The sequence below is a fragment of the Brachybacterium sp. genome (assembly GCF_052095815.1).
Lineage (GTDB): Bacteria > Actinomycetota > Actinomycetes > Actinomycetales > Dermabacteraceae > Brachybacterium.
Window position 1 is genome coordinate 22,313 of sequence record NZ_JBQDLF010000035.1, and the last position, 23,212, is coordinate 45,524.

Annotated in this window: 25 protein-coding genes; 10 read left to right on the top strand and 15 right to left on the bottom strand. The window is 70.7% G+C overall.

The window, feature by feature from the left end:
- Positions 1 to 85: 85 nt before the first annotated feature.
- Positions 86 to 1,066, bottom strand: coding sequence for an aminoglycoside phosphotransferase family protein (locus ACTH43_RS13310; RefSeq protein WP_441445384.1), 981 nt, complete (start codon positions 1,064 to 1,066; stop codon positions 86 to 88).
- 32 nt (positions 1,067 to 1,098) lie between these two features.
- A complete protein-coding gene (locus ACTH43_RS13315) occupies positions 1,099 to 2,799 on the bottom strand; it encodes a serine hydrolase domain-containing protein (RefSeq protein ID WP_441445385.1) in 1,701 nt (566 codons plus the stop codon).
- Between the two features lie 87 nt (positions 2,800 to 2,886).
- Here ACTH43_RS13315 and ACTH43_RS13320 point away from each other — a divergent pair, with 87 nt between their 5' ends.
- Together ACTH43_RS13320 and ACTH43_RS13325 are read left to right on the top strand one after the other, a co-directional pair.
- The gene (locus tag ACTH43_RS13320; protein WP_441445386.1) at positions 2,887 to 3,624 is read left to right on the top strand and encodes a glutamine amidotransferase; all 738 of its coding nucleotides are present in this window, start codon (positions 2,887 to 2,889) and stop codon (positions 3,622 to 3,624) included.
- Between the two features lie 181 nt (positions 3,625 to 3,805).
- The gene (locus ACTH43_RS13325) at positions 3,806 to 4,690 is read left to right on the top strand and encodes a GH25 family lysozyme (protein WP_441445387.1); all 885 of its coding nucleotides are present in this window, start codon (positions 3,806 to 3,808) and stop codon (positions 4,688 to 4,690) included.
- 60 nt (positions 4,691 to 4,750) lie between these two features.
- Here the strand turns inward: ACTH43_RS13325 and ACTH43_RS13330 are convergent, their stop codons facing one another.
- Positions 4,751 to 5,227, bottom strand: coding sequence for a hypothetical protein (locus ACTH43_RS13330; protein WP_441445388.1), 477 nt, complete (start codon positions 5,225 to 5,227; stop codon positions 4,751 to 4,753).
- Between the two features lie 192 nt (positions 5,228 to 5,419).
- Positions 5,420 to 6,244 carry a DsbA family protein gene (locus ACTH43_RS13335; RefSeq protein ID WP_441445389.1) on the bottom strand — a complete coding sequence of 275 codons (825 nt, stop codon included), beginning with the start codon at positions 6,242 to 6,244 and terminating at the stop codon, positions 5,420 to 5,422.
- Positions 6,245 to 6,392: 148 nt separating this feature from the next.
- Between ACTH43_RS13335 and ACTH43_RS13340 the strand changes: the two genes are divergently transcribed.
- Positions 6,393 to 6,590, top strand: a complete 198-nt coding sequence (locus ACTH43_RS13340) for a hypothetical protein (RefSeq protein WP_441445390.1) — start codon at positions 6,393 to 6,395, stop codon at positions 6,588 to 6,590.
- A gap of 20 nt (positions 6,591 to 6,610) precedes the next feature.
- On the top strand, positions 6,611 to 7,294 hold the full coding sequence (locus tag ACTH43_RS13345; protein WP_441445407.1) for an ATP-binding cassette domain-containing protein: 684 nt from the start codon (positions 6,611 to 6,613) through the stop codon (positions 7,292 to 7,294).
- Between the two features lie 5 nt (positions 7,295 to 7,299).
- Here ACTH43_RS13345 and pdxH read toward each other — a convergent pair whose 3' ends face one another.
- From pdxH to ACTH43_RS13365, 4 genes are all read right to left on the bottom strand, one after another.
- Positions 7,300 to 7,983, bottom strand: a complete 684-nt coding sequence (pdxH, locus tag ACTH43_RS13350) for a pyridoxamine 5'-phosphate oxidase (RefSeq protein WP_441445391.1) — start codon at positions 7,981 to 7,983, stop codon at positions 7,300 to 7,302.
- 237 nt (positions 7,984 to 8,220) lie between these two features.
- Positions 8,221 to 8,571 carry a transcriptional regulator gene (locus ACTH43_RS13355; protein WP_441445392.1) on the bottom strand — a complete coding sequence of 117 codons (351 nt, stop codon included), beginning with the start codon at positions 8,569 to 8,571 and terminating at the stop codon, positions 8,221 to 8,223.
- Positions 8,568 to 9,068 carry a hypothetical protein gene (locus ACTH43_RS13360; RefSeq protein ID WP_441445393.1) on the bottom strand — a complete coding sequence of 167 codons (501 nt, stop codon included), beginning with the start codon at positions 9,066 to 9,068 and terminating at the stop codon, positions 8,568 to 8,570. The genes ACTH43_RS13355 and ACTH43_RS13360 overlap by 4 nt, the downstream gene beginning before the upstream one ends.
- 80 nt (positions 9,069 to 9,148) lie before the next feature.
- Positions 9,149 to 9,457 carry a hypothetical protein gene (locus ACTH43_RS13365; protein WP_441445394.1) on the bottom strand — a complete coding sequence of 103 codons (309 nt, stop codon included), beginning with the start codon at positions 9,455 to 9,457 and terminating at the stop codon, positions 9,149 to 9,151.
- A 360-nt stretch (positions 9,458 to 9,817) separates the two neighbouring features.
- On the opposite strand from ACTH43_RS13365, the gene ACTH43_RS13370 reads away from it, so the two are divergent.
- Both ACTH43_RS13370 and ACTH43_RS13375 read left to right on the top strand, forming a co-directional pair.
- A complete protein-coding gene (locus ACTH43_RS13370) occupies positions 9,818 to 11,989 on the top strand; it encodes a glucose PTS transporter subunit IIA (protein ID WP_441445395.1) in 2,172 nt (723 codons plus the stop codon).
- Between the two features lie 122 nt (positions 11,990 to 12,111).
- On the top strand, positions 12,112 to 13,122 hold the full coding sequence (locus tag ACTH43_RS13375; RefSeq protein ID WP_441445396.1) for a PRD domain-containing protein: 1,011 nt from the start codon (positions 12,112 to 12,114) through the stop codon (positions 13,120 to 13,122).
- On the opposite strand, the gene ACTH43_RS13380 is transcribed toward ACTH43_RS13375, so the two are convergent.
- Complete coding sequence (locus ACTH43_RS13380; RefSeq protein WP_441445397.1) at positions 13,119 to 14,375, bottom strand: PucR family transcriptional regulator; 1,257 nt, start codon at positions 14,373 to 14,375, stop codon at positions 13,119 to 13,121. The two genes, ACTH43_RS13375 and ACTH43_RS13380, sit on opposite strands and share 4 nt — an antisense overlap.
- Positions 14,376 to 14,566: 191 nt before the next feature.
- Between ACTH43_RS13380 and ACTH43_RS13385 the strand changes: the two genes are divergently transcribed.
- Positions 14,567 to 15,784 (top strand): acetyl-CoA C-acetyltransferase, encoded by a 1,218-nt coding sequence (locus ACTH43_RS13385; RefSeq protein ID WP_441445398.1) that lies wholly within the window; start codon positions 14,567 to 14,569, stop codon positions 15,782 to 15,784.
- Complete coding sequence (locus ACTH43_RS13390) at positions 15,784 to 17,151, top strand: acyl-CoA dehydrogenase family protein (RefSeq protein ID WP_441445399.1); 1,368 nt, start codon at positions 15,784 to 15,786, stop codon at positions 17,149 to 17,151. The genes ACTH43_RS13385 and ACTH43_RS13390 overlap by 1 nt, the downstream gene beginning before the upstream one ends.
- 93 nt (positions 17,152 to 17,244) lie before the next feature.
- Here the strand turns inward: ACTH43_RS13390 and ACTH43_RS13395 are convergent, their stop codons facing one another.
- Positions 17,245 to 18,168, bottom strand: coding sequence for a hypothetical protein (locus ACTH43_RS13395; protein ID WP_441445400.1), 924 nt, complete (start codon positions 18,166 to 18,168; stop codon positions 17,245 to 17,247).
- A gap of 266 nt (positions 18,169 to 18,434) precedes the next feature.
- On the opposite strand from ACTH43_RS13395, the gene ACTH43_RS13400 reads away from it, so the two are divergent.
- Positions 18,435 to 18,950, top strand: coding sequence for a hypothetical protein (locus ACTH43_RS13400; protein WP_441445401.1), 516 nt, complete (start codon positions 18,435 to 18,437; stop codon positions 18,948 to 18,950).
- Here the strand turns inward: ACTH43_RS13400 and ACTH43_RS13405 are convergent.
- The 5 genes from ACTH43_RS13405 to ACTH43_RS13425 are packed head-to-tail and all read right to left on the bottom strand — an operon-like array spanning position 18,911 to position 22,612.
- Positions 18,911 to 19,720, bottom strand: coding sequence for a nitroreductase family protein (locus ACTH43_RS13405; protein ID WP_441445408.1), 810 nt, complete (start codon positions 19,718 to 19,720; stop codon positions 18,911 to 18,913). The two genes, ACTH43_RS13400 and ACTH43_RS13405, sit on opposite strands and share 40 nt — an antisense overlap.
- Positions 19,721 to 19,722: 2 nt before the next feature.
- Positions 19,723 to 20,052, bottom strand: a complete 330-nt coding sequence (locus tag ACTH43_RS13410) for a hypothetical protein (RefSeq protein ID WP_441445402.1) — start codon at positions 20,050 to 20,052, stop codon at positions 19,723 to 19,725.
- Positions 20,053 to 20,104: 52 nt separating this feature from the next.
- Positions 20,105 to 21,220, bottom strand: coding sequence for a PLP-dependent cysteine synthase family protein (locus ACTH43_RS13415; RefSeq protein WP_441445403.1), 1,116 nt, complete (start codon positions 21,218 to 21,220; stop codon positions 20,105 to 20,107).
- Between the two features lie 26 nt (positions 21,221 to 21,246).
- The gene (locus ACTH43_RS13420; protein ID WP_441445404.1) at positions 21,247 to 21,705 is read right to left on the bottom strand and encodes a hypothetical protein; all 459 of its coding nucleotides are present in this window, start codon (positions 21,703 to 21,705) and stop codon (positions 21,247 to 21,249) included.
- Between the two features lie 49 nt (positions 21,706 to 21,754).
- Positions 21,755 to 22,612 (bottom strand): GNAT family N-acetyltransferase, encoded by an 858-nt coding sequence (locus ACTH43_RS13425; RefSeq protein WP_441445405.1) that lies wholly within the window; start codon positions 22,610 to 22,612, stop codon positions 21,755 to 21,757.
- A gap of 350 nt (positions 22,613 to 22,962) precedes the next feature.
- Between ACTH43_RS13425 and ACTH43_RS13430 the strand changes: the two genes are divergently transcribed.
- Positions 22,963 to 23,212, top strand: a 250-nt coding sequence (locus tag ACTH43_RS13430) for a hypothetical protein (RefSeq protein WP_441445406.1), incomplete at its 3' end; no start/stop codon positions are given.

Here is a 23,212-nt window from a genome sequence, read left to right on the forward strand (position 1 = left end):
ATCGAGCCGATCGAGCCGATCGAGCCGATCGAGCCGATCGAGCCGATCGAGCCGACCGAGCCGACCGAGCCGACCCGATCGAGGGCTACTCGACCCCGTCGGCAGCGAGCATCAGGGCCGCCTCCGCCGCGGCGTCGAGCACCCCGGCCTCCTGCACGCACCGAGCCAGCAGCCACTGGCGCACCCGATGCGGGTCCAGACCGGCGAGTTGCGCCATCCGATCGGCGAAAGGACCGGGCTGAGCCCGCAGACGATCCGGATCATTGAACATGTGCTGCAGGACGTCATAGTGCGGATCGCCCATATACGGCTTGGGATCGATCAGCACCCAGTGCCGCCCGGACCCGTCCTGGACGGAGCCATCGACGGCGCCTGACCCTCCGGCCGAGGAGAGGACATTTCCCGGATGGAGATCGGTCGCCAACAGCACCGCCTCACCGTCCCATTGCGCCGGGAGCTTGCGGAAAAGCTGCAGCCCGTGGTCCACCAGGGCGCGGGGGAGCGGCGAATGCCCGGCATCGGCCCGTTGCTGCGCGGAGTCGGCCCACCACGCGCACATCTGACTGAGGGGCTGGAATCCTGTCGCAGCGTCAGCGCCTGAGATGTCCGCGCCCAACAAGTCAGCATCCGCGAAGCCAGCGTCCACCATGTCGCTGGACAGCAGCTCGCTCGGCGGCCGCCACAGCCCGCGGGCAACGGTTGCGATCACCTCATCGCGCTCGGGCCAGGTGAGCATCGCGGCCAGCGGCGTTCCCGGGTGCACTCTGTCCAGCAGCAGCGCTGCCGTCTCGCCGTGCCGCTCGCTGCGATGGACTCTCGCCGCGCCCCGTCCCTGCCAGGCGACCATTCCCGCTGCTTCGTCGCGGGATTCCTCATGGGCCCACGCGACTTTCAGCACCCGCTCCATGCCGTCGACATCGTGCACCGGCGCCACCCATGCGCTGGTCCCACCGGGGGAGAACGGCGCGGAAGCCTCCAGCTCCCACCTCGTGAGCAACCCCTGGACCATGCGTGGGAGCTCATCGCGCCAGGCTGCGAGGCCCGGGTCGTCCCCTGCTGCGAGCATCGCCGGCAGGGGATGGCCCGCGACGAGCCCCGTCACGGCGCGAGGACCCGCTCGGGCATCACGAAGTCCGCGGTGGGGGTCTGCACCTGACCCGTCATCACCAGGCCCGTGCAGCACAGTGAACCCTCATCCCCCTCAGCGACCAGGCGCGCGAGAATCGGCTCCGCCCACGTGCCGTAGCCGGAATCACCCCAGGTGGCGAGCTCGACCACCTCACGATTCGGCTCAATCGGGTCGGGGCGCGTCCCGCACACCGACAGCTCGAGAGCGGCCGATGCGGGGTCGGTCAAGGACTCGTCCAGGCAGAACAACCGCCCGCCGAGCGTGACCAACCGGGTCCGCCCCCACAGCGAGTCATACGTGCCCTCGACCAGCTGCGCGATCCTGGCGGCGGAGAGCGCGCCCTCATCGTCGCCCACGCCCGCCATGGCCGACCGCACCCCGCTCTGCTCCGCGAGTGCGCTGGGTCGGGGCCGGCCGTCAGAAGCACCGCCCTGGGCTCCGGCTCGCTCCCATTCATCCGCCTGGGGTGCGGGACGTCCCGCGGCGAGGGACAGCAGGCCGAGGATGCCGAGTGCGACGTCCGAGCTCGGGGAGTCCACCGAGGTGCCGATGACGCTCACGGCCAGCCGCTCCGCCGGGGCCGCCCAGGTGCGGGAGAGCCCCGTGGGGAACCCTCCGGAGTGGCCGATGACCGTGAAGCCGTGCAGCCGGCCCTCCTGCAGTCCCAGCCCGTACTGTGCGCCGTCGCGCAGGGTCCACACCCGGCGCCGCATCTCCCGCAGCGATCTCGGCTCCAGCAGCGCGCCGGCCGTCAGCACCCGTCCGGCGACGCTCGCGATCGCCCCGGCGGTGGCCCAGAATCCCGTTGCCGCAGCGAGGGCTCCGGTGCTGATCTGCTCCACCACTCGTCGGGGTCCGTGCAGCAGCGAGGTGTGCCCGAGGGCGAAGCCGTCGGCCGCCTCCGGCCCCGGAGCCCCCGCCGGCAGGTCGGGACCAATCTGCTCTAACCCGACCGGGGCGAGCACCAGCTCGGTGACCGCCTCGGCGAAGCTCGCTCCGGTGACCTCCTCGATGACCAGTCCGAGCAGCCCGTAGCCGATGTTCGAGTACTGCAGATGCAGGCCCGGCTCGGTCCGTACCGCACCGGTGCGGGCGATCTGCAGCAGCTGCGCCCGGTCGGTGAAGGGAGTGCTGAGGCGCCACCAGCGGGCGTCGTCGGAGTCGCGGGTCAGGCCCGCCGAATGCGAGAGCAGGTCGCGCAGTGTGCGATCCGCGACGGGGGAATCTGCGAGCTCGACCACATGGTCGCCGACGGTGTCATCCAGCCGCAGCCTCCCCTGTTCCTGCAGGCGCATGATCGTCAGCGCCGTGAACATCTTCGAGTGGGAGGCGATGCGCAGCCGGTGCGTGGTGGTCAGCGGGATTCCCGCCGGTTCGTCGGCCGCGCCGACTGCGACCTCTGTGACGAGCTCCCCGTCATGCCAGATCGCGACCTGGAATCCCGCCTGACGGCGCAGGTGGCGCACGGTCTCGAGCCACTCGGGCAGCATCGCCGCGACGTCCTCCACGGCGGCGCGAGAGATCCCCGTGCTGCTCTCCCGAAGAGTCCCGGCACTCTCGGGCGCCGGGCTACGGCCGCCGGTCCCAGCACCAGCGACAGCACCGGCAAGGGCCCGGGGCTCAGCGGACGGCACGGCATCGTGAGGGGTGTCGGCGAACGGTGCGGGCATGGCATCTCCTTCGAAGGCGGTCGGCGCTCCCGCAGACTACGGGCCCACGGTCTGGAACTCCCGGCGGCGGCCGTTAGCATCACCCTCGTGAAACCGTTCGTGCAGATCGCTACCCGCCCTGAGGACGACGTCGCCCTCACCGAGCGCGCCGCCGTGCTCGACTTCACCGGACTCGCCGAGGACCAGCTGATCTTCGCCCGCCTGGACCGCGACCCCTTCCCTGACCTGCACGCCGCAGACATCTCCGGGATCATCCTGTGCGGCAGTCCCTTCACCGTCTCCGATCCGGTGGAGTCGAAGTCCGCTGAGCAGCTGCGCGCCGAGGCGGAGATCTTCCGAGTCCTGGACCAGGTGATCGCCGAGGACATCCCCTTCCTCGGCGCCTGCTACGGCATCGGCACGCTCGGCACCCATCAGGGTGCCCTGATCGACAAGGTCTACGGCGAGCCGCTGGGCGCCGTGGAGGTCACGCTCACCGAGGCCGGCCAGCAGGATCCGCTGATCCGCGAGGCGCAGCTGCCGCAGACCTTCACCGGGCTGGTCGGGCACAAGGAAGCCGTCCACACCCTCCCCGACCACGCCACGGTGCTCGCCACCGGGAGGACCTCGCCGGTGCAGATGTTCCGGGTGGGCACGCGCCAGTACGCGACCCAATTCCATCCCGAGCTCGACATTCCCTCGATCATCGAGCGGGCCCGCGCCTACCGCGAGCACGGCTACTTCTCCCCGGATGAGATGGAGGACGTGTTCGACGCGCTGCGGAACGAGGTCGCCGACCAGCCGCCCCGACTGCTGCGCGCCTTCGCCACCCTGTTCGCGCGCTGACCGTTCGCGCGCAGAGCCGAACCGTCGCACAGAACCGGGCCGTCGAACCGAGCCGTCGCGTCGAACCGCTGCGTCGGGCCGCCGCACAGAGCGGCAGGACCGAGCCGCTGCACTGAGCTGCGGGGCCGGGGGCGGCACGTCGTCCCACCTCAGTGGGGCCTGCTCAGGTACCGTCCGCACCGTGCCCCGATTCACACCAGAGCAGATCCGGCGACGACAGATCGTCGCCGGCGCGCTCGCACTCGTGCTGCTCCTGGTGATCGGCGGCTGCACCGCGTCCGTGATCGGAGCACTGCGCGGGGGCGAGAAGGAGCAGGCGCTCACCGAGCCCGAGCCCTTCCAGGCGGATGACGCCGCGATGTCCGTCGCCGCCACGCCCGCGGACGCCGTAGCCCTCGCGAACCTGCCCGACGGGACCGAGCTCACCCCGGATGAGGTGATGGGCATCGACGTCTCCAGCCACCAGGGCGATATCGACTGGGCGCAGGTCGCCGGCGATGGCTACCGCTTCGTCTACGTCAAGGCCACCGAGGGCACCGGGTTCACCGACTCGCACTTCCGCCAGAACTGGGAGGGGGCCCGGGCTGCCGGCGTGACCGCCGGCGCTTACCACTACTTCACCCTGTGCTCACCGGGCGCTGACCAGGCTGCTGACTTCCTGGCTGCCGCTCCGCCTGATGACTCCGCCCTCCCGCCGGCCCTCGATCTCGAGTTCGACGGCTCGTGTGCGGAGCGGCCCGAGGCGGCCGACGCGCAGAACGAGATCGATGCCTTCACCGCAGCGGTCGAGCAGGCCTGGGGACGGCGCATGCTCATCTACTCCTCCTCGGAGTGGCGTGAGCATTACGAGCTGCCGGTGACGAACAACCGCCCGGACTGGCTCTTCTCCGCAGCTCAGCGGCCGGCCCAGGAGGACTGGGCGGTGTGGCAGCTGCGCTTCGACGGCACCGTCGCCGGGATCAGCGGCGGGGTCGACATCGATGTCGCCCGGATCGACGTGCTGCGCTCCCATGCCACCATCCCCGAGGGCGAAGGCGCGATCGGACATCCCATCGACGGGGCCTGAGAACTGAGTCGACGGGCCCGAGCGTTGGTCAGCCCAGCGTCCCCTCAGCCCAGCCTCCCCTCAGCCCAGCAGTTCCTGGGTGCGCGCGCTCTCCCGCGCATAGTCCTCGGCCAGGGTGTCGAGCACCGTGGTCCAGTGCTCGAGCAGGGCCTGACGCTCTGCCGCACCGAGCAGCCGCTCCTGGTGGAGCTCGATGACGATGCCCCAGAGCGGATCCTCGGGCGAGTCCTGCAGGGTCACCTGGAAGGCGGTCTCGTGGTCGAGGGCAGCGGGAGTCCACCGCAGGCGCAGCCGACGGCCCACATGGCAGCCGACCACCCGGCCACGGACCCGGCCCTCATGGCGGATCGGTGCCCCGACCATCTGCGGGATCGACTCGACTCCCAGCCACTGCGGAAGGCACTCGGCGAGCAGCCGACGCCAGACGTCCTCGGCGGACGCGGGCAGGGCGCGACGGACGGCCAGCTGCCACCCGGCGTCGTGGGTGAGGCCGACAGGGGTGAGGCCGACGGGGGAGTGCCTGGTCTCGGAGTGCATATCGCCACCGTAGAGCGGGTTCCCGGGCGTGCCCAGGCGGATCCTCGAGCTGTCCTCAGGTGTTCGCCGCTGCGTTGCCGGGATGTCACCCAGGACGTGAGATCCGTCTGCGCGATGGCTCCGGGGCGAGCCCGCGACGGAGTCCTCCGTGGAAGCGCGGGTGGAGGTGCACGTGGAAGCCCAGATGGAGGCTCAGGCCGCGGTGATCGCCTCTTTCAGGGTTCCGCTCTTGCCCAGATCCCCGGTGAACAGCTCCCCGTCGATCAGCACCGACGGCGTGCCGGGGACGCTCTCCAGCGCAGCGGGCTCGACGACATCCTGGAGCCAGACGTAATAGGCACCCTCGGCTTGGCATTCGCTGATGTCCACCCCGGTCGCCTCGTTGACCAGGTAGATGAGCTCGTGATCGGCGAGGCCTTCGTTCCCGGGCTGGTTCTCGAACAGGGTGATCTCCGCCGGGAACCATCTCTCCGAGCCCTGGGCGTAGGCGCAGACTGCGGCATGGGCTGCCCGGCTCGAGTACCCGGGCGGATCCGAGGAGGCATCGAGCATCGGACGCGGATGGACCCGCAGGGTGATCTCGTTGTCCAGCGCCATCTGGATCAGGTCATCGCCCTGGATGCGCTGGAAGTCCTTGCACGGCGGGCAGAGGAAGTCGCGGTAGACATCCACCACCGGGCCGTCCTCGCTCGAGCTCAGCTCGAGATAGGGCTGATCGGGGGCGACCTCGGGCGGCAGGACCAGCTCGTCGGAGTGGTTGCCGCCTTCCTGCGGGACATCACTGTGAGGGGCCGGATCCTCGGCGGGGCTGGCCGTGGCGGTGCCGCTCGCGGAAGGGCCGGTCGCGGAAGGGTTGCTCGAGACGGGGTCGACCGTACGGCTCGCCTCCGCCTCGCCGCTGCGATACACCAGGACGCCGACGGTCACGGAGAGCACCAGCAGCATCCCCAGTGCAAGGCAGGCCACCGCGGCGACGACGCCGAAGATCAGCGGGGTGCGGGAGCTGCGTGCATCCATGGGTCCGCCTCGGGTGCAGGTGGGGCCAGGTGTCGGCCCCCAGAGCCCAGAGCTTAGCGAGGCAACCGCCGTTCAGCGATGGAGCTGCCGCTGAACGATGGATCTGTCCGTCGGGCGGTCTGTCCGCCGTGGCAGGCATGCTGGGGGCATGAAGGTTCACGACGTTGCCTCCCAGAACCGCCGGATCAGCCGCGCCGAACAGCCAGCCGAACAGCCGGAAGACGCCCCGGCGATCCCCGAGGCCCTGCGCGAGGACCCCGAAGACGCCTTCCGCGACCTCGCTCTTCACCCCGAGCAGCCGACGCCCCGCGGAGAGAACCTCTACCCGTCTGCGTGCGCGGCGTGAGCCCGCTGCTCCCGCTGCGCATGGTCCGAGAGCATCACCTCGCCCCGGCCGACAGGTCCGCGTGGCCCGCGACCCTGGCACCCGTGCGCCAGCTGCTGGACGAGGGGCTCGAGCTAGGGCAGGTCACGGTGCTGACCGGGGACAACGGAGCCGGCAAGTCGACGCTCGTGGAGGCGATCGCCGGCGCTTACGGACTGAACCCCGAAGGCGGCGGGACCGGGGCGATGCACGCCACCCGCGCCACGGAATCACCGCTCGGCGAGCACCTGCAACTGGTGCGCGGCGCGGGCGCCTCGAAGTCCGGCTTCTTCCTGCGCGCCGAGACCATGCACTCGCTGTTCACCTACTACGAGGAGATCGGGGTGGGCGGGATGATGCACGAGCGCAGCCACGGTGAATCGTTCCTCGAGCTGGTCGCCGAGCGCTCCCGCATCCGCGGCCTCTGGATGCTCGACGAGCCCGAATCCGCACTGTCGCTGCCCGGCTGCCTGGCCCTGCTGGGGCTCTTGCGAGAGCTGGTCGACAACGGCTCCCAGATCATCCTGTCGACCCACTCCCCGGTGCTCGCCGCGCTGCCGGGCGCGGAGCTGTATGAGGTGGGGGAGTGGGGCCTGCGCCGCACCGACTACGACGACCTCGTCCTGGTGCGCACTTGGCGCAGCTTCCTCGACGCACCGCAGCGCTTTCTCCGATACCTGGACTGAGCGGTTCAGGGCTGCAGCCGGTGCCGCTCCCAGGTGCCGTCGGCCGCTGCGGTGTAGAGGATCCGGTCATGGACGCGGTGCGGGCGACCCTGCCAGAACTCCAGCGTCCGCGGGCGCACGCGCAGCCCGCCCCAGAACGGCGGCCGCGGCACCGGCCCGTCCGCGAACCGATCCTCGGCCGCGGCGTACTGCGCCTCCAGCCCCTCGCGCGAGGCGATGGACCGCGACTGATGGGAAGCCCAGGCCCCCAGCTGGGAGCCGCGCGGACGCAGCGCCCAGTACGCATCGGACTCCGCCGCAGAGACCTCCTCCACGGCGCCCTCGATGCGCACCTGCCGCTGCAGCGGATACCAGGGCAGCAGCAGCGCGGCCTGCGGCGTGGCCCGGGCCTCGCGGCCCTTGTCCGAGTCCAGGTTCGTGTACATCACGAAGCCGTCTGCGTCGTGCGCCTTCAGCAGCACGGTGCGCGAGCGCGGCCGGGGTATGCCATCGGCATCGAGCGCCACGGTGGAGAGCACCACGGCCGACGGCTCCGGCAGATCCCCGTGCTCCTCCCGGCGGGCGAAGGCCTCCGCCAGCCAGAGATCGAACAGGGCCAGCGGATCGGCCGGGGCATCATCGGGCAGCGATCCTGCGAGATAGTCGGTGCGCTCACCGGCGAGGCGAGGAAGGGTGGGACGGTCGGTCATCGGGATCTCCTGTCCCTCGGTGGTCATCATCGTCTCGCGGCCGCGACCCGCGCGCTCGGGAGCAGCGGGCCGCACGGGAGCGGTGGCGCCGACGACCGGTGGGGAGGACGTCCTCGTCCTGGGGCTGATCCTAGAGCGCGTGCGGACTTCATGCGCTGTGCTGTCCTGCGCCGTGCTGTCCTGCGCCGTGCTGTGCGGACACTGACCAGAGTGGCTGCTGATCTGACCGGCTGCTGATCAGCTCGGCATCGCGGGGTCGCCCTCGGCGATGGCGCGCAGCGCGGCCAGATGCCCGGCGAGGGCGGCATGGCCCTTCACGGTGAGCGAGACCCAGGTCAGCCGACGGGCATCATTCCGTACCGGAGAGAACTCCTTGCGCAGCTTCACCAGCTCCGCGTCGGCCAGCAGCTTGAGGTTCTTCGAGAGGTTCGCGTCCTTCAGCTGCAGGGTGTCGCGCAGCACTGAGAACTCGACCTCACTCATCGGGCGCAGCAACCCGCAGATCCGCAACCTCACCGGAGCGTGGATGAGCTCATGGAATTCTGGTGCGGGTTCCTGCCCTGCACGGGGAGCGGAAGCCCTGCTCATCGCTGCGTGGAGTGGTGGGAGGGGGTGGAGATCTCGGAGCGCAGCACCGCGTCGTACCGGCGCCCCAGCCACACCGTCGCGACGAAGCCGAGCACCGCAGGCACCAGCACCCACCACGGGGAGAGGCCGGCGATCTTCATCAGCACCCCGGATGCCATCAGCACGACCAGCGTTCCCAGGAGCAGCAGCATCATGCGCCGGCTGCGGGGGCCGGCGGGCTCGGACATCCAGACCTTGTACCGGCTGGTGTAGGCCTTGATCAGGAAGGGGATCCAGATGATGACCATCACGATCATCGACATGGAGGCGACCGAGGGCAGTGATTGGGCGATGATCGCCGCCGCGACCATCCCGCCGAGGATGGGGTGGTACCACCACGGCGTGACCAGGCGCGCGGCGAGCTGCGACGCGTCCGTGTCCATGGCGGCCAGCCTGGCGCGAGCCTCCGCGGCGGAGGGTGCGTCCTCGGGCCCGCCCTGCGCGATGTCGTTTTCCATGTTGGAAACTCTACGAGTCACTTCACTGTTCGTCAAGTGACTGAGGGTGGTGTCCGACCGTGCTCGGACTGCGGAGGCTCTCAGACTGTCGCGAGATCCCCGCGGCCACGACGCGGACGGTGATGGACTCCGGGCTCGCGCAGCAGGGAGGAGAACAGGCCCCGACGGCCCCGGCGCGTCATCACGGAGCGAGACTCCGGCGGGGAGGGGAGCGCCGCGAGCTCGAAGGTGCTGGGATCCTGGCCGCGCGCGGCGGCGCGAGCCTTCGCGGCGCGCACCTGCTGCAGCGACTCGAGCTCACCCCAGGTGGCCGGCAGCGGCCGGTAGTCGATGAGGTGGTCTTCGGTGGTGGCACGGGTGCGGCTGGTGGAGATGGTTGCGTTTCTCATGCCTCCACTGTGCGGCGCGGCGCACCGCCGCCGCGTCCTCCGGGAAGCGCGAGGGCGTCATCCCGTGGGTGGATCCTGAGAGGGTCGCTCGGGACAGTCATCCACACTCCGGGCTGACGGGCTGACGCGGGACCTCCGTCCCGCTTGCGTGATCGCAGGAGCCTGCTAGTGTTCCTCTCCGAACCACTGTGTTCACCGGATTGTCATCCCCCGTCCTTGACGGAGGAGCAAGACCTGGGACCTGCTCGTGCTCTCCAGCGCACCCGGCGGGGCCCGGGTCTTTTTCGTTGCCCGGAACCTGCCGCCCGCAGGTCCACCGACCCCAGGAAGACCGACCCAGGAAGGATGCGACGACGCATCATGAGCACCTCCTCACCAGGGACCACGTCGATCGCCGAGGACATCGTCCGCGGCGTCGGCGGGCCAGAGAACATCGAGAGCCTCACCCACTGCGCGACCCGACTGCGCTTCCAGCTCCATGACGGTGAGAAGGTGGACCGGGAGAGCCTGGACGCGCTCTCCGGCGTGATGGGCACCGTGCCCCAGTCCGGCGATCGCTTCCAGGTCGTCATCGGCGGCGCCGTCGCCGGGGTCCACTCCCAGATCATGAACCTCCCCTCGATGGCCGACGGCGGCACGCCCGTCGCCCAGTCCGACGCCGAGGTCAAAGCCGCGATCCGTTCCAAGGCGAGGGGGAAGTGGTCCTGGCTCGACAGCTTCTTCGAGTACCTCTCGGACTCCTTCCGTCCGCTGATGGGCGTGCTGCTGGGTGCTTCGCTGATCATCGCGATCGCCTCGGTGCTCGACGCCCTGGGCATGGTCGACTTCCGCGCTGAGGACAAGTCCGCGACCTGGGTGTTCGTCGATGCGATGTGGCGTTCGGTGCTGTACTTCCTGCCGATCATGGTGGCCTTCAACGCCGCGAAGAAGCTGCAGATCGACGGCTGGGTCGGCGCTGCGGTGATGGCCGCGGTGATGACCCCGGACTACATGGGCCTGCTCGACGGCACCACCCCGGGTGTCACCTGCACCACCAATGAGCTGCTGGGCACCCAGCAGTGCATCGCCCAGGTGTTCGGTCTGCCGATGCAGCTGAACGACTACGGCGGCCAGGTGTTCGTGCCGCTGCTGATGGTCGCGCTGCTGGCACTGGTCTACAAGGGCCTGCAGAAGGTCTTCCCGCCCAACGTGCAGCTGGTGTTCGTGCCCTTCCTCGCGATGCTGGTGATGATCCCGGTGACCGCCTTCCTGATCGGCCCCCTCGGCATCTGGGCCGGCAACGGCCTCGGCGCGGGCCTGGCCTGGCTGAACGGCAACGCACCGCTGGTCTTCGCGATCTTCATCCCGCTGCTGTACCCGTTCCTGGTGCCGTTGGGCCTGCACTGGCCGCTGAACGCGCTCATGCTGCAGAACATCAACTCCCTGGGCTATGACTTCATCCAGGGCCCCATGGGCGCCTGGAACTTCGCCTGCTTCGGCGCCACCGCCGGCGTGCTGCTGCTCTCGATCCGCCACCGCGAGGCCGAGATGCGCCAGACCGCCACCGGCGCGCTCGCCGCGGGCCTCTTCGGCGGCATCTCCGAGCCGTCGCTGTACGGCATCCACCTGCGCTTCAAGCGGATCTACCCGCGCATGCTCGTGGGCTGCCTCGCCGGCGGTCTGACCGTGGGCCTGCTCGGCGGCGTGAACACCTCCGTCTTCGCCTTCACCTCGCTGCTGACCATCCCCGTCTTCGACCCGATGCTCACCTACGTCATCGCGATCGTCATCGCCTTCGTGGTCGCCATGGTCCTGGTCTTCTTCTCCGACTACCGGACCGCCGAGCAGCGCGCCGAGGCGAATGCCCAGCGTGACGCCGCTGAAGCCGCCGCCGCGCCCGCCGCGGCAGAGGCCGTCGCACCCGCCGCGGAGCGCGAGCTCGCGACGGTCGGTGCACCCGCCGCCACCGGCGTCGCTGCCGCTCCCGGCGCTGCTTCGACTGGCGCTGCCGCGTCGGGCGCTGCTGGTCCCGGTGCTGCGCCGTCCAGTGCTGCGACGTCCGGTGCCGCCGCGAACGGTGCCGCCGTGCCCGGAGCCGGCGACGTGGTCCTCACCGCCCCCGTGGCCGGACGCCTGGTGCCGATCGGTGAAGTCTCCGACCCGGTGTTCGCCTCGAAGGCCCTGGGAGAGGGCGTCGGCATCATCCCTGTCGACGGGCGCATCCTCGCCCCGGCGGACGGCCTGCTGGCCACCGTCGCCACCACCGGTCACGCCTTCGGGCTGCTGGCCGACGGCGGCGCAGAGGTGCTGGTCCACGTCGGCATCGACACCGTGAAGATGGACGGTGAGGGCTTCGACGTCCGCGTCGAGCAGGGGCAGCGGGTGCGGGCCGGCGACCTGCTGGCCGTGGTCGACCTCGAGGCGATCCGCGCCGCAGGATACGACTCGATCACCCTGCTGACCGTCCCGAACACCTCGACCTTTGCCGCGGTCGAACCCGCACCTGCGGCCGACGTCGTGGCCGGGGACACGGTGGTAGTGGCTCGCCGCTGAGCCGCTGGTCCGGTGCGCGTATCCTCCTGTTGAGGGTGCGCGCACCGTGGCAGCCGACCGCTGCCTGGCAGGAGGTGCACGTGCTCTCGACGACGAGGGCCGAGAAGAGAGGTGCTGTGCCGATGAAGGTGCTGAGGGTCCTCAACAACAACGTCGTGCTCTCCCGCGACGAGATCGGCCAGGGCGTCATCCTCACCGGGCGCGGCATCGGCTTCCGCGCGCAGCCCGGCCAGCAGGTCGACCCCGAGAAGATCGTGCAGATCTTCGTCCCGGCCGACGGGCGGGATCCCGACCACCTCGCCGAGGCGTTCGCGATGATCGACCAGGAGATCCTGCGGGCCGTCGTCATCGCGCTGCGCGAGACCGGCATCGAGGATCGCGAATCCCACCGCCCTACGCTCGCCATCGCCGTGGCCGATCACGTCTCCGGCGCCCTTGAGCGTCTGCACCAGGGGATCGAGATCGAGTACCCGTTGCAGGCCGAGGTCCAGACCCTCTATGCCGAGGAGTACGACAGGGCCCGCCGGCTGCTCGTCGAGGTCAACCGTCAGGTGGATCCGAAGCTGCCCGAGCATGAGGCGACAGCTCTCGCGCTGCACCTGGTCAACGCCGGGTTCGCGACGGGTGACCTGTCCTTCACCTACACCATGACCGGGGTCATCCAGCAGATGCTGGCGATCGTGGGGGAGCGGTTCGGGATCGTGGTGGATCGCCACTCGATGGCCGCCGCCCGCTTCATCACCCATGTGCGCTATATGTTCGTGCGCATCCAGCAGCATCGTCAGCTCGACGGTGAGCAGTCCCTGATCAGCCGCACCATCTGCGAGGCCTATCCCGAGGCGACACGCACCGCCGAGCAGCTCGCGGTGATCGTGCGGCTGCGGATGGGCGATGCCCTCTCCTACGACGAGATCGCCTACCTCGCGCTGCATGTGGCCCGGATGACCATGGAGGTCGAGGCCGCCACGACGGCGGTCAGCACGGTGGACAGCGGGGTCGGCATCACAGCCAGCAGCGGAGCTGGCGGCGCGGCCGACAACGCAGGCAGCGGCGCAGCTGGCAGCGCGGCCGACAACGCAGGCAGCAGCGCAGCCGCCAGGGAAGCCGATAGGGGAACCGACAGCGGAGCTTAGGCGCCGTCCGCGAAGGTCGGCGACCCCGCGGGCCGCCCGTGTTCCGGCTCCGCCGCCAGGGCCCAGCTCACCTCGATCAGGTGCTCCGGCTCGTGCAGATCCGCGCCGGTCAGCTCCTGGAATCGCTTCAACCGGTAGCGCAGCGTGTTCACATGCACCGGGATCGACGCGGCGGCGCGTGGGATGTTCAGTCCATGCGCCAGGTAGGCGCGCACCGTCTCCTGCAGCAGCTGCCCGAACGCACCCTCGGCGCGCAGCGGCTCGAGGTGGCGGCGCCGCAGCAGCTCGGTGGCCTCGGGGCTGGCCGTGATCCCCATCCGCCAGGAGAGCGTCCCGAGGTCGGCGAGGCCCCGGTGGCCGACCCGTGCCGCGGCCGTCTGCACACGGCTTGCCGCGACGAAGGACTCCGGCAGTCGAGCGAGAGGGCCGGGTGGGCCCAGCGCGAGGGACAGGCCCTCGGGGTCGACGCCGACGGCGGGCTCGCCGAGCACTAGGCCGACCTCGCCCATGCCGTGCGGAGTGCTCAGGACCTCCACCCCGGCGCGCGCCGCCCAGTCCTGGAGCCGGTGGGCGGTGTCGGCAGCGTCGGACCGGTCCTCGTTCTCCGGCTGACCATTCTCCAGCTGCCAGTTCTCCATCTGTCGGGCGGAGGGAGCCGCGATGAGCGCACGTGCGGGCGCCTCGCCGGGAACGCCGTAGGCGGCGGCGCCGCTGAGCAGCTCGGTGCGCGGCAGGCCGGTCATCACCGCCTCGATCAGCCAGCGGGAGCGGCGGCCGGAGTCGGCGACGGCCTGGGCGATGCTGCGCTCCTGGTGGCCGATGACGGCGCGGGTGGAGAACGAATCCCCGAGCGACCACAGCAGGGTCGCCACGACCAGCACCTCCTCGGCGGGCAGTCCATGCGCCGGGGCGAGCCGCCGCAGGCGGTCCAGGATCTCCGTCATGCACAGGCGGAAGCCGGCCAGCACGCTGCCCAGCGGCACCCCCTGCCCCATCCGCTCGACGGCGAGCTCCTCCGCCTCGGCGATCTGCTCGGCATCCGGAGAGGCCCCGCGGCGCACGGTGCGGATGCTGAGGTCGATGTTGCGATGGATCGACGCTTCGAGCGAGGCGGAGGGGACCTCGCCGTAGCCGGGCAGGGCCGTACGGATCGCGCTCGAGATCTCCGGCACCAGGGACTCTTCGTGCTCGAGAGCGTCGAGCATCCTGTCCAGGGCCGCGCCGGCGGCGGGCAGAGAGCGGGGATGAGCCATGGGGGCACCCTATCGGCGCCATTGAGGCACCCTATCCGCGCCGTGGAGTCGCCCTTCTCGGCATGCTGGCCGGTCGGCTGACTTCCCTCCAGGTATGTGCAACCCGTAGTATCAGGAACATCAGGTAGCGTGCATCCCGCCGCACCCGCCGGCAAACCGCCCCCAGACATCGTCGTCGAAGGAGAACCCTCGTGCCCGAGGCCGTCATCGTCGCCACCGCCCGCTCCCCCATCGGTCGCGCCCGCAAAGGGTCGCTGAAGGACATCCGCCCCGACGACCTCGTCGGCCAGATGATCCAGGCTGCGCTCGACCAGGTTCCGCAGCTCGACCCCACCACGATCGACGACCTGCAGCTGGGCTGCGCGATCCCCGAGGGCCAGCAGGGCGGGAACCTCGCCCGCACCGTCGCGGTCCGCCTCGGCCTGGACACCGTGCCCGGCGCGACGGTTACCCGCTTCTGTGCCTCCTCGATCCAGACCACCCGCGCGGCCTTCCACGCGATCGCCTCCGGCGAGGCCCGCGTGGTGATCTCCGCGGGCGTCGAGTCGATCTCCTCGAGCTCCGGCAAGCTGATGGACGAGGACGCCCGCGACCCCCTGTTCCGTGACGCCTGGGAGCGCACCGAGAAGCGCGCCACCCGAGAGATCCCCGCCCCCTGGCACGACCCGCGCGAGGACGGCGAGCTGCCCGACGCCTACATCGCCATGGGGCAGACCGCCGAGAACGTCGCCGAGCTGCGCGGCATCTCCCGCGCCGCCCAGGACGAGTACGCCGTGCGCTCCCAGAACCGCGCCGAGGCCGCGATCGCCTCCGGCTTCTACGCACGGGACATCACGCCGGTCACCCTGCCCGACGGCACCGTGGTCAGCGCGGACGACTCTCCGCGCGCCTGTGTCACGCTCGAGGCCGTCGGCGGGCTGGACCCCGTCTTCCGCCCGGGCGGAACCGTCACCGCCGGCAACTGCTGCCCGCTGAACGACGGCGCCGCAGCGCTGATCGTCATGGAGGCGGAGTACGCGAAGGAGCTGGGCATCACCCCGCTCGCCCGCGTGGTCGCCACCGGCGTCTCCGGCCTCAGCCCCGAGATCATGGGCCTCGGACCGGTGGAGGCGACCCGCAGAGCGCTCGCACTCGCCGAGCTGACCATCGACGACATCGACCTGGTCGAGTTCAACGAGGCCTTCGCCGCGCAGGTGCTGCCCGCCGCCGAGGACCTCGGCATCGACCACGAGAAGCTCAACGTCCACGGCGGGGCGATCGCGCTCGGCCACCCCTGGGGCTCCACCGGCGCCCGCATGACCACCACCCTGCTCCACGGCCTGCAGGAGCGCGAGGGCCGCTACGGCCTGGCGACCCTGTGCGTCGGCGGCGGCCAGGGCATGGCCCTCATCATCGAGAGGATGAACTGATGACCAGCAACGACTCCCACGCCCAGCCCGCTCCGCAGCAGTCCGGGTGGAACGCCCCAGTGCCCGGCCACATCTCCCCCGGGGGCAACCCCGGCGGCTCCGACGACGCCCGACGGGACAGCGTGGTCACCGACCGCGCCGTCGTCTCCGCACCGGATGCCACGGCCGCCACCCCGGCCGACCTGCTGCCCGCCGCGGCGGACCATTACGCGCTCTTCCAGGACGTCGCCGGCGAGGATCTCCGGGCCTGGGCGGATGCCCGCTCGCTCGCCGCCGAAGTGCTTCCGCAGATCAACGACTGGTGGGACCGCGGAGAGTACCCGATCGAGCTGATCGCCCGACTCGGTGAGCTCGACCTGCTCACCGACGGCCTCGACGTGCCCGGCCACCGCACCCTCTCCCCTCTCGCCACAGGCCTGGTGAACATGGAGCTCTCCCGCATCGACGGGAGCGTCGGCACCATGGTGGGCGTCCAGGGCGGGCTTGCACTGCGCTCGATCATGCTGCTGGGCTCCGAGGAGCAGAAGCAGCGCTGGGCCGAGCCGCTCGCCACCGGCGCGGAGCACGCCGCCTTCGCCCTCACCGAGCCTGATCACGGCTCCGACTCCGTCTCACTCGAGACGGTCGCCCGCCGCGACGGGGAGCAGTGGGTGCTCTCCGGGCAGAAGCGCTGGATCGGCAACGGTGCGGGCTGCCACCTCTCCGTGGTCTGGGCGCGCGTGGATGACGAATCGCAGCCGGAGCTGCACGGCCAGGTCAGCGGGTTCCTCGTGGACCAGTCGCTGCCCGGCTACGAGGCCGAGGTGATCCGCGGCAAGGTCGCCCTGCGCGCCATCCACCAGGCCCACATCACCATGACGGACGTGCGGATCGCGCTGGATCAGCGCCTGCCCGGGGCCCGTTCCTTCAAGGACACCTCGAAGGTCCTGTTCGCCACCCGCGCCGGGGTCGCCTGGGGCGCGCTCGGCCATGCCGTGGCCTGCTACGAGGCCGCCCTCGAGCATGCCCAGAAGCGCATCCAGTTCGGCCGACCGCTGGCGAAGGCGCAGCACGTCCAGGTGCGGCTGGCGTCGATGCTGCAGACCCTCACCTCGATGCAGCTGCACTGCGTACGGCTCGCCGAGCTCGAGGCTGCCGGGAGGATCCGTCCCGAGCAGGCCTCGCTCGCGAAGGTGCACAACACCCGCGCCGCGCGCGAGATCGCCTCGGACGCCCGCGACATGCTGGGCGGATCAGGGATCCTGCTCGAGAACCGCGTGGTCCGCCATCGCAGCGACATCGAGGCCCTGCACACCTATGAGGGCACCGACACGATGCAGTCACTCATCGTGGGCCGGTCGATCACGGGGGTCAGCGCCTTCGCGTGAGTCGCTCCTCCCGCCGGAAACGACTGTCGGGACAAGCGCAGATGCAGAGGCAGATGCAGATGCGGTGACGGGCCGGGCTCCGCGTCCGGCCCGTCACAGCGCGCGCAGCACCGTCGCGAGATCCTCGGTGACGTCGCCGGGGCACACCCGGTGCGTCCAGAGCGCTGCCGGCTCGCCCGCCCGGATGATCCGCATCTCGCCGGTGGGGTCCCCGCAGCCGATGCTGCGCCGCTCCAGGTGCACCTCGTTGACCGCGGTGAGCACGGTGCCGGTCTGAGCCCAGCTGAGCAGCACTCCCTCGGCCGCCTGCTCGACGTCCACCTCGGCGCCCCAGCCCTCCGGGGTGTTCGTCGCCGTCAGCAGCATCCCCTCGCCGCCCCAGCCCCGATCCAGGGAGTACCTCTCCGGCGGGGTGGCCTCGTCGGCGCCCTGGAGGGACTCGTCCCAGGGGCGGATCTCCACGGTCCACTGCTGCCATGGCCGGGCGAGGTGCTCATCGATCCGGCCCACTGCCTCGCGGGCCTCGTCCGACAGCGCGGCCAAGGGTGTCTCTCCCTGGCAGTTCTGCATCGTGGAGCGGTGCGTGATCGAGCCTGAGATCTCGACGATGTCGCTGCCGATGTCCGTGCAGGCGTCGCGGTCCGAGTCGGGGACCGTCGGCTCCCACTCGAGATACGCCTCGGCGGCCTGTTCGACGCGGGCGCGCTGCTCGGGCTCGAGCTCGGTCTCGACCTCGAAGAGCACGGAGTCGTCCGGCAGTTCGAAGCGCAGCACCACCCGATCGCGGTGGATCTCGACGACCTCGTCCCCGAAATCACCCTCCATCGCCATCTGGTGCGAGGTGTAGGTGATGACATCGTCGTGCGTGAGATCGATGCTGTCTGCCGCTGACCCACCGCCGCCTCCACCGCCGCCGCTGCCGGGGAATCCCGGAAGCGGCGGCAGGGTGCAGGCGCTCAGCACCATGGCGAGCCCGCCCAGCAGGGCGAGGCCCCGTGCCACCTGTGACGTCCTCATGCGGTGCCTCCTCGGCCCGGCGCTCCGAGCGCGCTTCCGGTGGATTCATGCAGGTCGATGCCCGAGCACCTGGAGTCATCATAGGGAGATGGCGGACGAATCGGACAGCAGGTCGGCAGGTCGGCAGGCAGCACGGCAGACGGGAGCGGCTCGACCGGAGACCCGCCGGGCACAGCCCTCCCACCAGCTCCGTCAACGTCATCAGAAACGGTCGCTGACGTACGCCGCAGAGCTCCGACTGCTCGCTCAGGGAATCATCCCGGAGGATGAGCGCGGTCTCGAGTGCTCCAGGGGAGGAGTTCCTGCTCCTGCCCCTCGACGTCGAACACGGTGCCTGGAAGTTGTCGGACCCCGTGGAGCCACCACTCGTGCGCATCGTGGTGCGCGGCGCTGGCGGAGAGGTTGTCGCACCGCTGGACCCCACCCAGGTCCCGGGGAGCTGCCTCGTGCGGGTGGTCGCCGATCCTGCCCCGGAGGACGCGGTGCTCGAGGTGATCCAGTGGGGGAAGGCCCGGCGCCTCAGCCTGATCGACGGGTTCTCAGTGCTGGCGCTGTCGGCCCGGGACTTGCCGATGAACCGCTCCTTCGGCTGGGCGGGGGACGGAGAACAGCTGCTCCGGCTCGAGATCGATGCCTTCCACTGGTTCTCGCGTCGCGAGGGCGGCGCCGAGCGCCTGCAGCGGGGAATGCGGGTCGTCCTTGGACCTCGGACCCAGCACCCTGCGCCCAGCGCGAGATCGGCTCAGCGGTCCGGCCGGGAGTCCTCGTCCCACCCGGTCTGAGGGCTCTCGCAGGTCTCCCGGAAGACGAACTGGGAGGGCAGCTTCCGTTCGCGGCTGGACCAGTCGATCGCCGGGCGGCGCGATGTCTCGGGCAGGTAGCCGAGGCGGTAGACCGCCATCAGCTCGAGCTCGTCCGGGACCCGCAGGAGCTCGACGATCCCGCGCCAGTTCTCCGGCACCTCCATCGGGAAGGAGACGAACTGGATGCCCATTCCGAGCTGGGTGGTGGTCAGCCAGAGGTTCTCCATCGCCGCGCCCATGCTGAACACCGAGTAGAAGCCGGACAGCGCCTCGGGGCGATACTCCCCGCGCTCGAGCATCACCCCGATCAGCAGCGGCGACCCCGCCACCAGCTTCCGGTTCTCCTCGCCGAGCTTGCGCGGCACCCGCAGCCGATTCATCAGCTTCTGCCCCGAGCTGGTGAACACCTGGCTCGTGAAGGGGCGCAGCAGCGCCGGGAGACGGTCGAACAGCATGCCGCTGCGCGTCTCGTCCATCTCCTGCTGGGAGAAGCGGAAGTACTTGCGGTAGCGATGGAAGAATGTGCCCTCGCCCATCACCTGCGTCATGCTCTCGCCGCTGATCCGGGCGATCTCGCCGATCGTGTCCGGATCCTCGATCAGCACGAATCGCCACGGCTGGCTGTTGAACTGGGAGGGGGCCGCGGCCGCGGCGCGGATCAGCAGCTGCTGATGCTCGGGGCTGACGGGGTCGGGCCGGAACGGTCCATTGGTGGTGCGGCGGTTGAAGACGGCATCGAGGAATTCCATCATCATCTCCGTGTCAGAAGCAGGGCGGCGGCGAAGCAGGGGGCGGCGAGGGCGGCGGTCGGCGCATGGCGGGCCAGCGGACGTGACCCCCGGCGCTGCAGCAGCACGAGAGGGATCACCGCCGCGCCCAGGGCGACGGCCGACGGGTCGCGGCGGACCGTGCCGAGAGCGAGGGCCAGGCCCGTGGTGGAGGCGGTGGCGATGAAGAGCCCGTGGTGAATCCATCGCGCTCCCGAGGTGTCGACCAGGCCCGACGCGACGCTCAGCCCCAGCGCGGCATTGGCGGCGTAGCAGGTGCCGGCGATGCTCACCGCCGTGCGGACGATGCTCATGGGCGAGCCTCCTGGAGAGGTGGGGTGGTGGTGACGGGGACCCGCGGCGAGCTCAGCGGCTCCCGAGAGGCAGCATTCGCGCGAGGGCCTCCAGCCACGGTCCCAGCTCCCAGCCCTGCGCCGCGACCCAGTCATCGTCGAAGTAGGTGTCGGTGTACCGATCGCCGGGATCGCACAGCAGCGTCAGCACCGAGCCGGACTCCCCACGCTCACGCATCTGCCCGATCAGCTGCGCGGCTGCCACCAGGTTCGTGCCGGTCGATGCGCCGACGCGCCGCCCCAGATGCTCGGAGAGATACCGCGCCGCAGCGACCGACGCCGCATCGGGCACCCGGATCATCCGGTCCACCACCCCGGGCACGAAGCTCGGCTCGACCTGCGGGCGGCCGATCCCCTCGATCCGGGAACCGCGGTCCGTGGTGACCGTCGGATCCTGCTGCACCCACCCCTCGAAGAACGCGGAGTTCTCCACGTCTGCCACGCACAGCGAGGTGGGCAGACTGCGATACCGCAGCAGGCGGCCGAAGGTCGCGCTGGTGCCGCCGGTCCCGGCGCCCACCACGATCCAGCGCGGCACCGGATGGGGTTCGAGCTCCAGCTGCGCGAACGCGCTGACGGCGATCGAGTTGTTCCCGCGCCAGTCGGTGGCCCGCTCCGCGTGGGTGAACTGATCCATGAAAAGCCCGCCCTGCTCATCGGCCAGCCGCTGCGCCTCCCGGCTCATCGACTCCGCGCTCGCGACCACATGGCAGTGGCCGCCGGCGGCTTCGATCAGTGCGATCTTGCGGGTGCTGGTGCCGCGGGGGATCACCGCGATGAAGGGGATGTCCAACATCCGCGCCACATGCGCCTCGCTCACCGCCGTCGAGCCGGAGGACGCCTCGATCACCGGCATCCCGGGCCGCAGCTGCCCGTTGACCAGCGCGAACAGGAACAGCGAGCGGGCCAGGCGATGCTTCAGACTGCCCGAGGCGTGGGTCGACTCGTCCTTGAGGTAGAGCTGGATGTCCCATTCGGCGGGCAGGTCCACGGTCACCAGGTGGGTGTCGGCGCTGCGACGCCCGTCGGCCTCGAGCCGACGGATCCGCTCCGCCACCCATGCCCGCAGTGAATCATCGCTGCGATCCACATCCTCGAGGTGCTGCGGCCACGTCGCTGTGTCATCCATGCGATGACGGTAGCCCGTGCCGAGTCCTACTTGGTGCGCCGTGCAGGCTTCGGTGCGGCCTGCGCGGTGAGCTCGGCGTCCTCGAGCCGGAACACGACGTAGAAGACCGTGCCCAGCAGCAGCGAGAGGAGCACGATCACGCTCAGCGGGGTGGATTCCGGCAACAGCACGTGGAACAGGAGCGGCCCACCGGCCATCCAGCCGCTGAGCAGAGAACGGGGCCCGCCGATGGCAGGGAGGGAGGAGCCGCGGCCGTGGTGCCGGATCTGGGTACGGGCAACGATGATGGTGCCGATCGCCAGGATCAGGACCCCCAGCCCCAGCCCCAGGTCGCTCAGGGGCGAGGGGTAGCCCCCGAGCATCCCGTAGGTCCCGACGGTGTAGAGCGCGGCGCCGAGCAGGTGGGTTGCCCAGGACACGCGTTGTGCCGGGTGGGTTGGGTGGCCGGTCTGCGTGCTCGTCGTGGTGGGTGCTTCGGTATGCATCGTGCCCTCCTCGTTGCTCCCGCCACCGTACGGGCCTTGTGGCCAGCTGTCATGGAGTGCGCACGGCACCAAAGGTGAGCCGGCGCCGCAGCGCGAAGCCGAGCCTCTCGTAGCCGGTGATCGCTGCGGTGTTCTCGGCGGAGGCATGCAGCAGCGCGCGGTCTCCGCGCTCCTGGATGCGGAAGGCGACGTCGAGCACCAGGCGGGAGGCGAGTCCCTGGCGGCGGTGCGCCTCGTCCACGGCGACAGCGCTGATCTCGGTCCAGCCCTCGGGGTGCAGGCGCTCGCCGGCCATCGCGATCAGTCGGCCCTCGCGGCGGATGCCCACGTAACGGCCCAGCTCGTGGGTGCTCGGCTCGAAGGGACCGGGCCTGGTCCGGGCGACCAGTGCGAGCATGTCGGCGCTGTCCTCCTCGCCCAGCTCGATGGCCTCCTCATCAGGTCGCGGCGCGAGGCGGTCGGTCTGGACCAGCTGCACGCCGGGGATGGAGAACACCGGTGCCCACCCTGCGGGCAGCAGCGGATCGGCATGGGAGACGCTCACGGCCGCGCCATGGCCGAACACCTCGAGGATCGCGTCCCAGACGTCCGGATGTCCCCAGTCGCGCACTCCCACGAACGGTGAGACGTCGCTCGGATAGCGCAGCACGTGCTCGTTCCCCTCCGCGAGGTGGCGGTGGTGGCCGGTCAGCGAGGACCAGGCAGGGTTGTCCAGCACGGCGTGCTCCGCGGCGGGAGTGCTCGAGCCGGGAGTGCCGGAGCCGGGAGTGCTCGAACTGGCGGTGCTCGAACTGGGGATGCTCGAGCCGGCGGTGCTCGAGCTGGGGGCGGGAGCGGCGTCTGTCCGCGCCTTCCCGCGCGCTTCGATGTGCGGCGGCTCGGGGGCGGGGGAGTCCTGGAGCATCATGCGAGGTCCTCGTGCTGGGGAGGGTCGGCAGGGCCGACGGGTGACGCGGACACGCTACTCCCGACGGAGCCTCGGCATCCGATAGCGTGATCTCGTCCGCCGTGCCTCGGCGACCCCTCTCCAGGAAGGACCGCGGCCGTCACGGGCCGCACCGCGTCATGACTCAGCCTCCCCAGCCCCCTTCACCCTCCGACGCTCAGGGACCCTCCGACGCTCAGGGCTCGCAGCACCCCGGAGGCGCCTCGCAGCACCACGGAGGCGCCTCGCAGCACCCCGGAGGCGCGCCGACGCCTGGTCCCGGTCAGACGCCCGGCCCCGGCCAGCAGCCGGGGGGCCAGCAGTGGCAGCCCGTGCCCGGCCAGGACCCCCAGCAGAGCCAGCAGGGCCAGAACGGCCAGCCCGGCACCGCCATTCCCGGCCAGCCCCCGGTCATGCCCCAGCAGGGTGCGGCAGGCGGGAAGTCCGGGCTCGGCAAGGGCCCGATCCTCGCGATGGTGGGCTGCGGCCTCCTGATCCTGGTGCTGGTGCTCTCGCTCGTCGGGTTCTTCGGCGTCCGCGCGCTGATGGGCAGCGGCGATGAGGAGCAGCCCACCTCCTCGC

Bases quoted from the DNA above. Each gene is read 5' to 3' on its own strand.
- ACTH43_RS13310 (WP_441445384.1), bottom strand. From the start codon at position 1,066: ATGCTCGCAGCAGGGGACGACCCGGGCCTCGCAGCCTGGCGCGATGAG.
- ACTH43_RS13315 (WP_441445385.1), bottom strand. From the start codon at position 2,799: ATGCCCGCACCGTTCGCCGACACCCCTCACGATGCCGTGCCGTCCGCT.
- ACTH43_RS13330 (WP_441445388.1), bottom strand. From the start codon at position 5,227: ATGCACTCCGAGACCAGGCACTCCCCCGTCGGCCTCACCCCTGTCGGC.
- ACTH43_RS13335 (WP_441445389.1), bottom strand. From the start codon at position 6,244: ATGGATGCACGCAGCTCCCGCACCCCGCTGATCTTCGGCGTCGTCGCC.
- ACTH43_RS13340 (WP_441445390.1), top strand. From the start codon at position 6,393: ATGAAGGTTCACGACGTTGCCTCCCAGAACCGCCGGATCAGCCGCGCC.
- ACTH43_RS13345 (WP_441445407.1), top strand. From the start codon at position 6,611: ATGGTCCGAGAGCATCACCTCGCCCCGGCCGACAGGTCCGCGTGGCCC.
- pdxH (WP_441445391.1), bottom strand. From the start codon at position 7,983: ATGACCGACCGTCCCACCCTTCCTCGCCTCGCCGGTGAGCGCACCGAC.
- ACTH43_RS13355 (WP_441445392.1), bottom strand. From the start codon at position 8,571: ATGAGCAGGGCTTCCGCTCCCCGTGCAGGGCAGGAACCCGCACCAGAA.
- ACTH43_RS13360 (WP_441445393.1), bottom strand. From the start codon at position 9,068: ATGGAAAACGACATCGCGCAGGGCGGGCCCGAGGACGCACCCTCCGCC.
- ACTH43_RS13365 (WP_441445394.1), bottom strand. From the start codon at position 9,457: ATGAGAAACGCAACCATCTCCACCAGCCGCACCCGTGCCACCACCGAA.
- ACTH43_RS13370 (WP_441445395.1), top strand. From the start codon at position 9,818: ATGAGCACCTCCTCACCAGGGACCACGTCGATCGCCGAGGACATCGTC.
- ACTH43_RS13375 (WP_441445396.1), top strand. From the start codon at position 12,112: ATGAAGGTGCTGAGGGTCCTCAACAACAACGTCGTGCTCTCCCGCGAC.
- ACTH43_RS13380 (WP_441445397.1), bottom strand. From the start codon at position 14,375: ATGGCTCATCCCCGCTCTCTGCCCGCCGCCGGCGCGGCCCTGGACAGG.
- ACTH43_RS13390 (WP_441445399.1), top strand. From the start codon at position 15,784: ATGACCAGCAACGACTCCCACGCCCAGCCCGCTCCGCAGCAGTCCGGG.
- ACTH43_RS13395 (WP_441445400.1), bottom strand. From the start codon at position 18,168: ATGAGGACGTCACAGGTGGCACGGGGCCTCGCCCTGCTGGGCGGGCTC.
- ACTH43_RS13400 (WP_441445401.1), top strand. From the start codon at position 18,435: ATGAGCGCGGTCTCGAGTGCTCCAGGGGAGGAGTTCCTGCTCCTGCCC.
- ACTH43_RS13405 (WP_441445408.1), bottom strand. From the start codon at position 19,720: ATGGAATTCCTCGATGCCGTCTTCAACCGCCGCACCACCAATGGACCG.
- ACTH43_RS13410 (WP_441445402.1), bottom strand. From the start codon at position 20,052: ATGAGCATCGTCCGCACGGCGGTGAGCATCGCCGGCACCTGCTACGCC.
- ACTH43_RS13415 (WP_441445403.1), bottom strand. From the start codon at position 21,220: ATGGATGACACAGCGACGTGGCCGCAGCACCTCGAGGATGTGGATCGC.
- ACTH43_RS13420 (WP_441445404.1), bottom strand. From the start codon at position 21,705: ATGCATACCGAAGCACCCACCACGACGAGCACGCAGACCGGCCACCCA.
- ACTH43_RS13425 (WP_441445405.1), bottom strand. From the start codon at position 22,612: ATGATGCTCCAGGACTCCCCCGCCCCCGAGCCGCCGCACATCGAAGCG.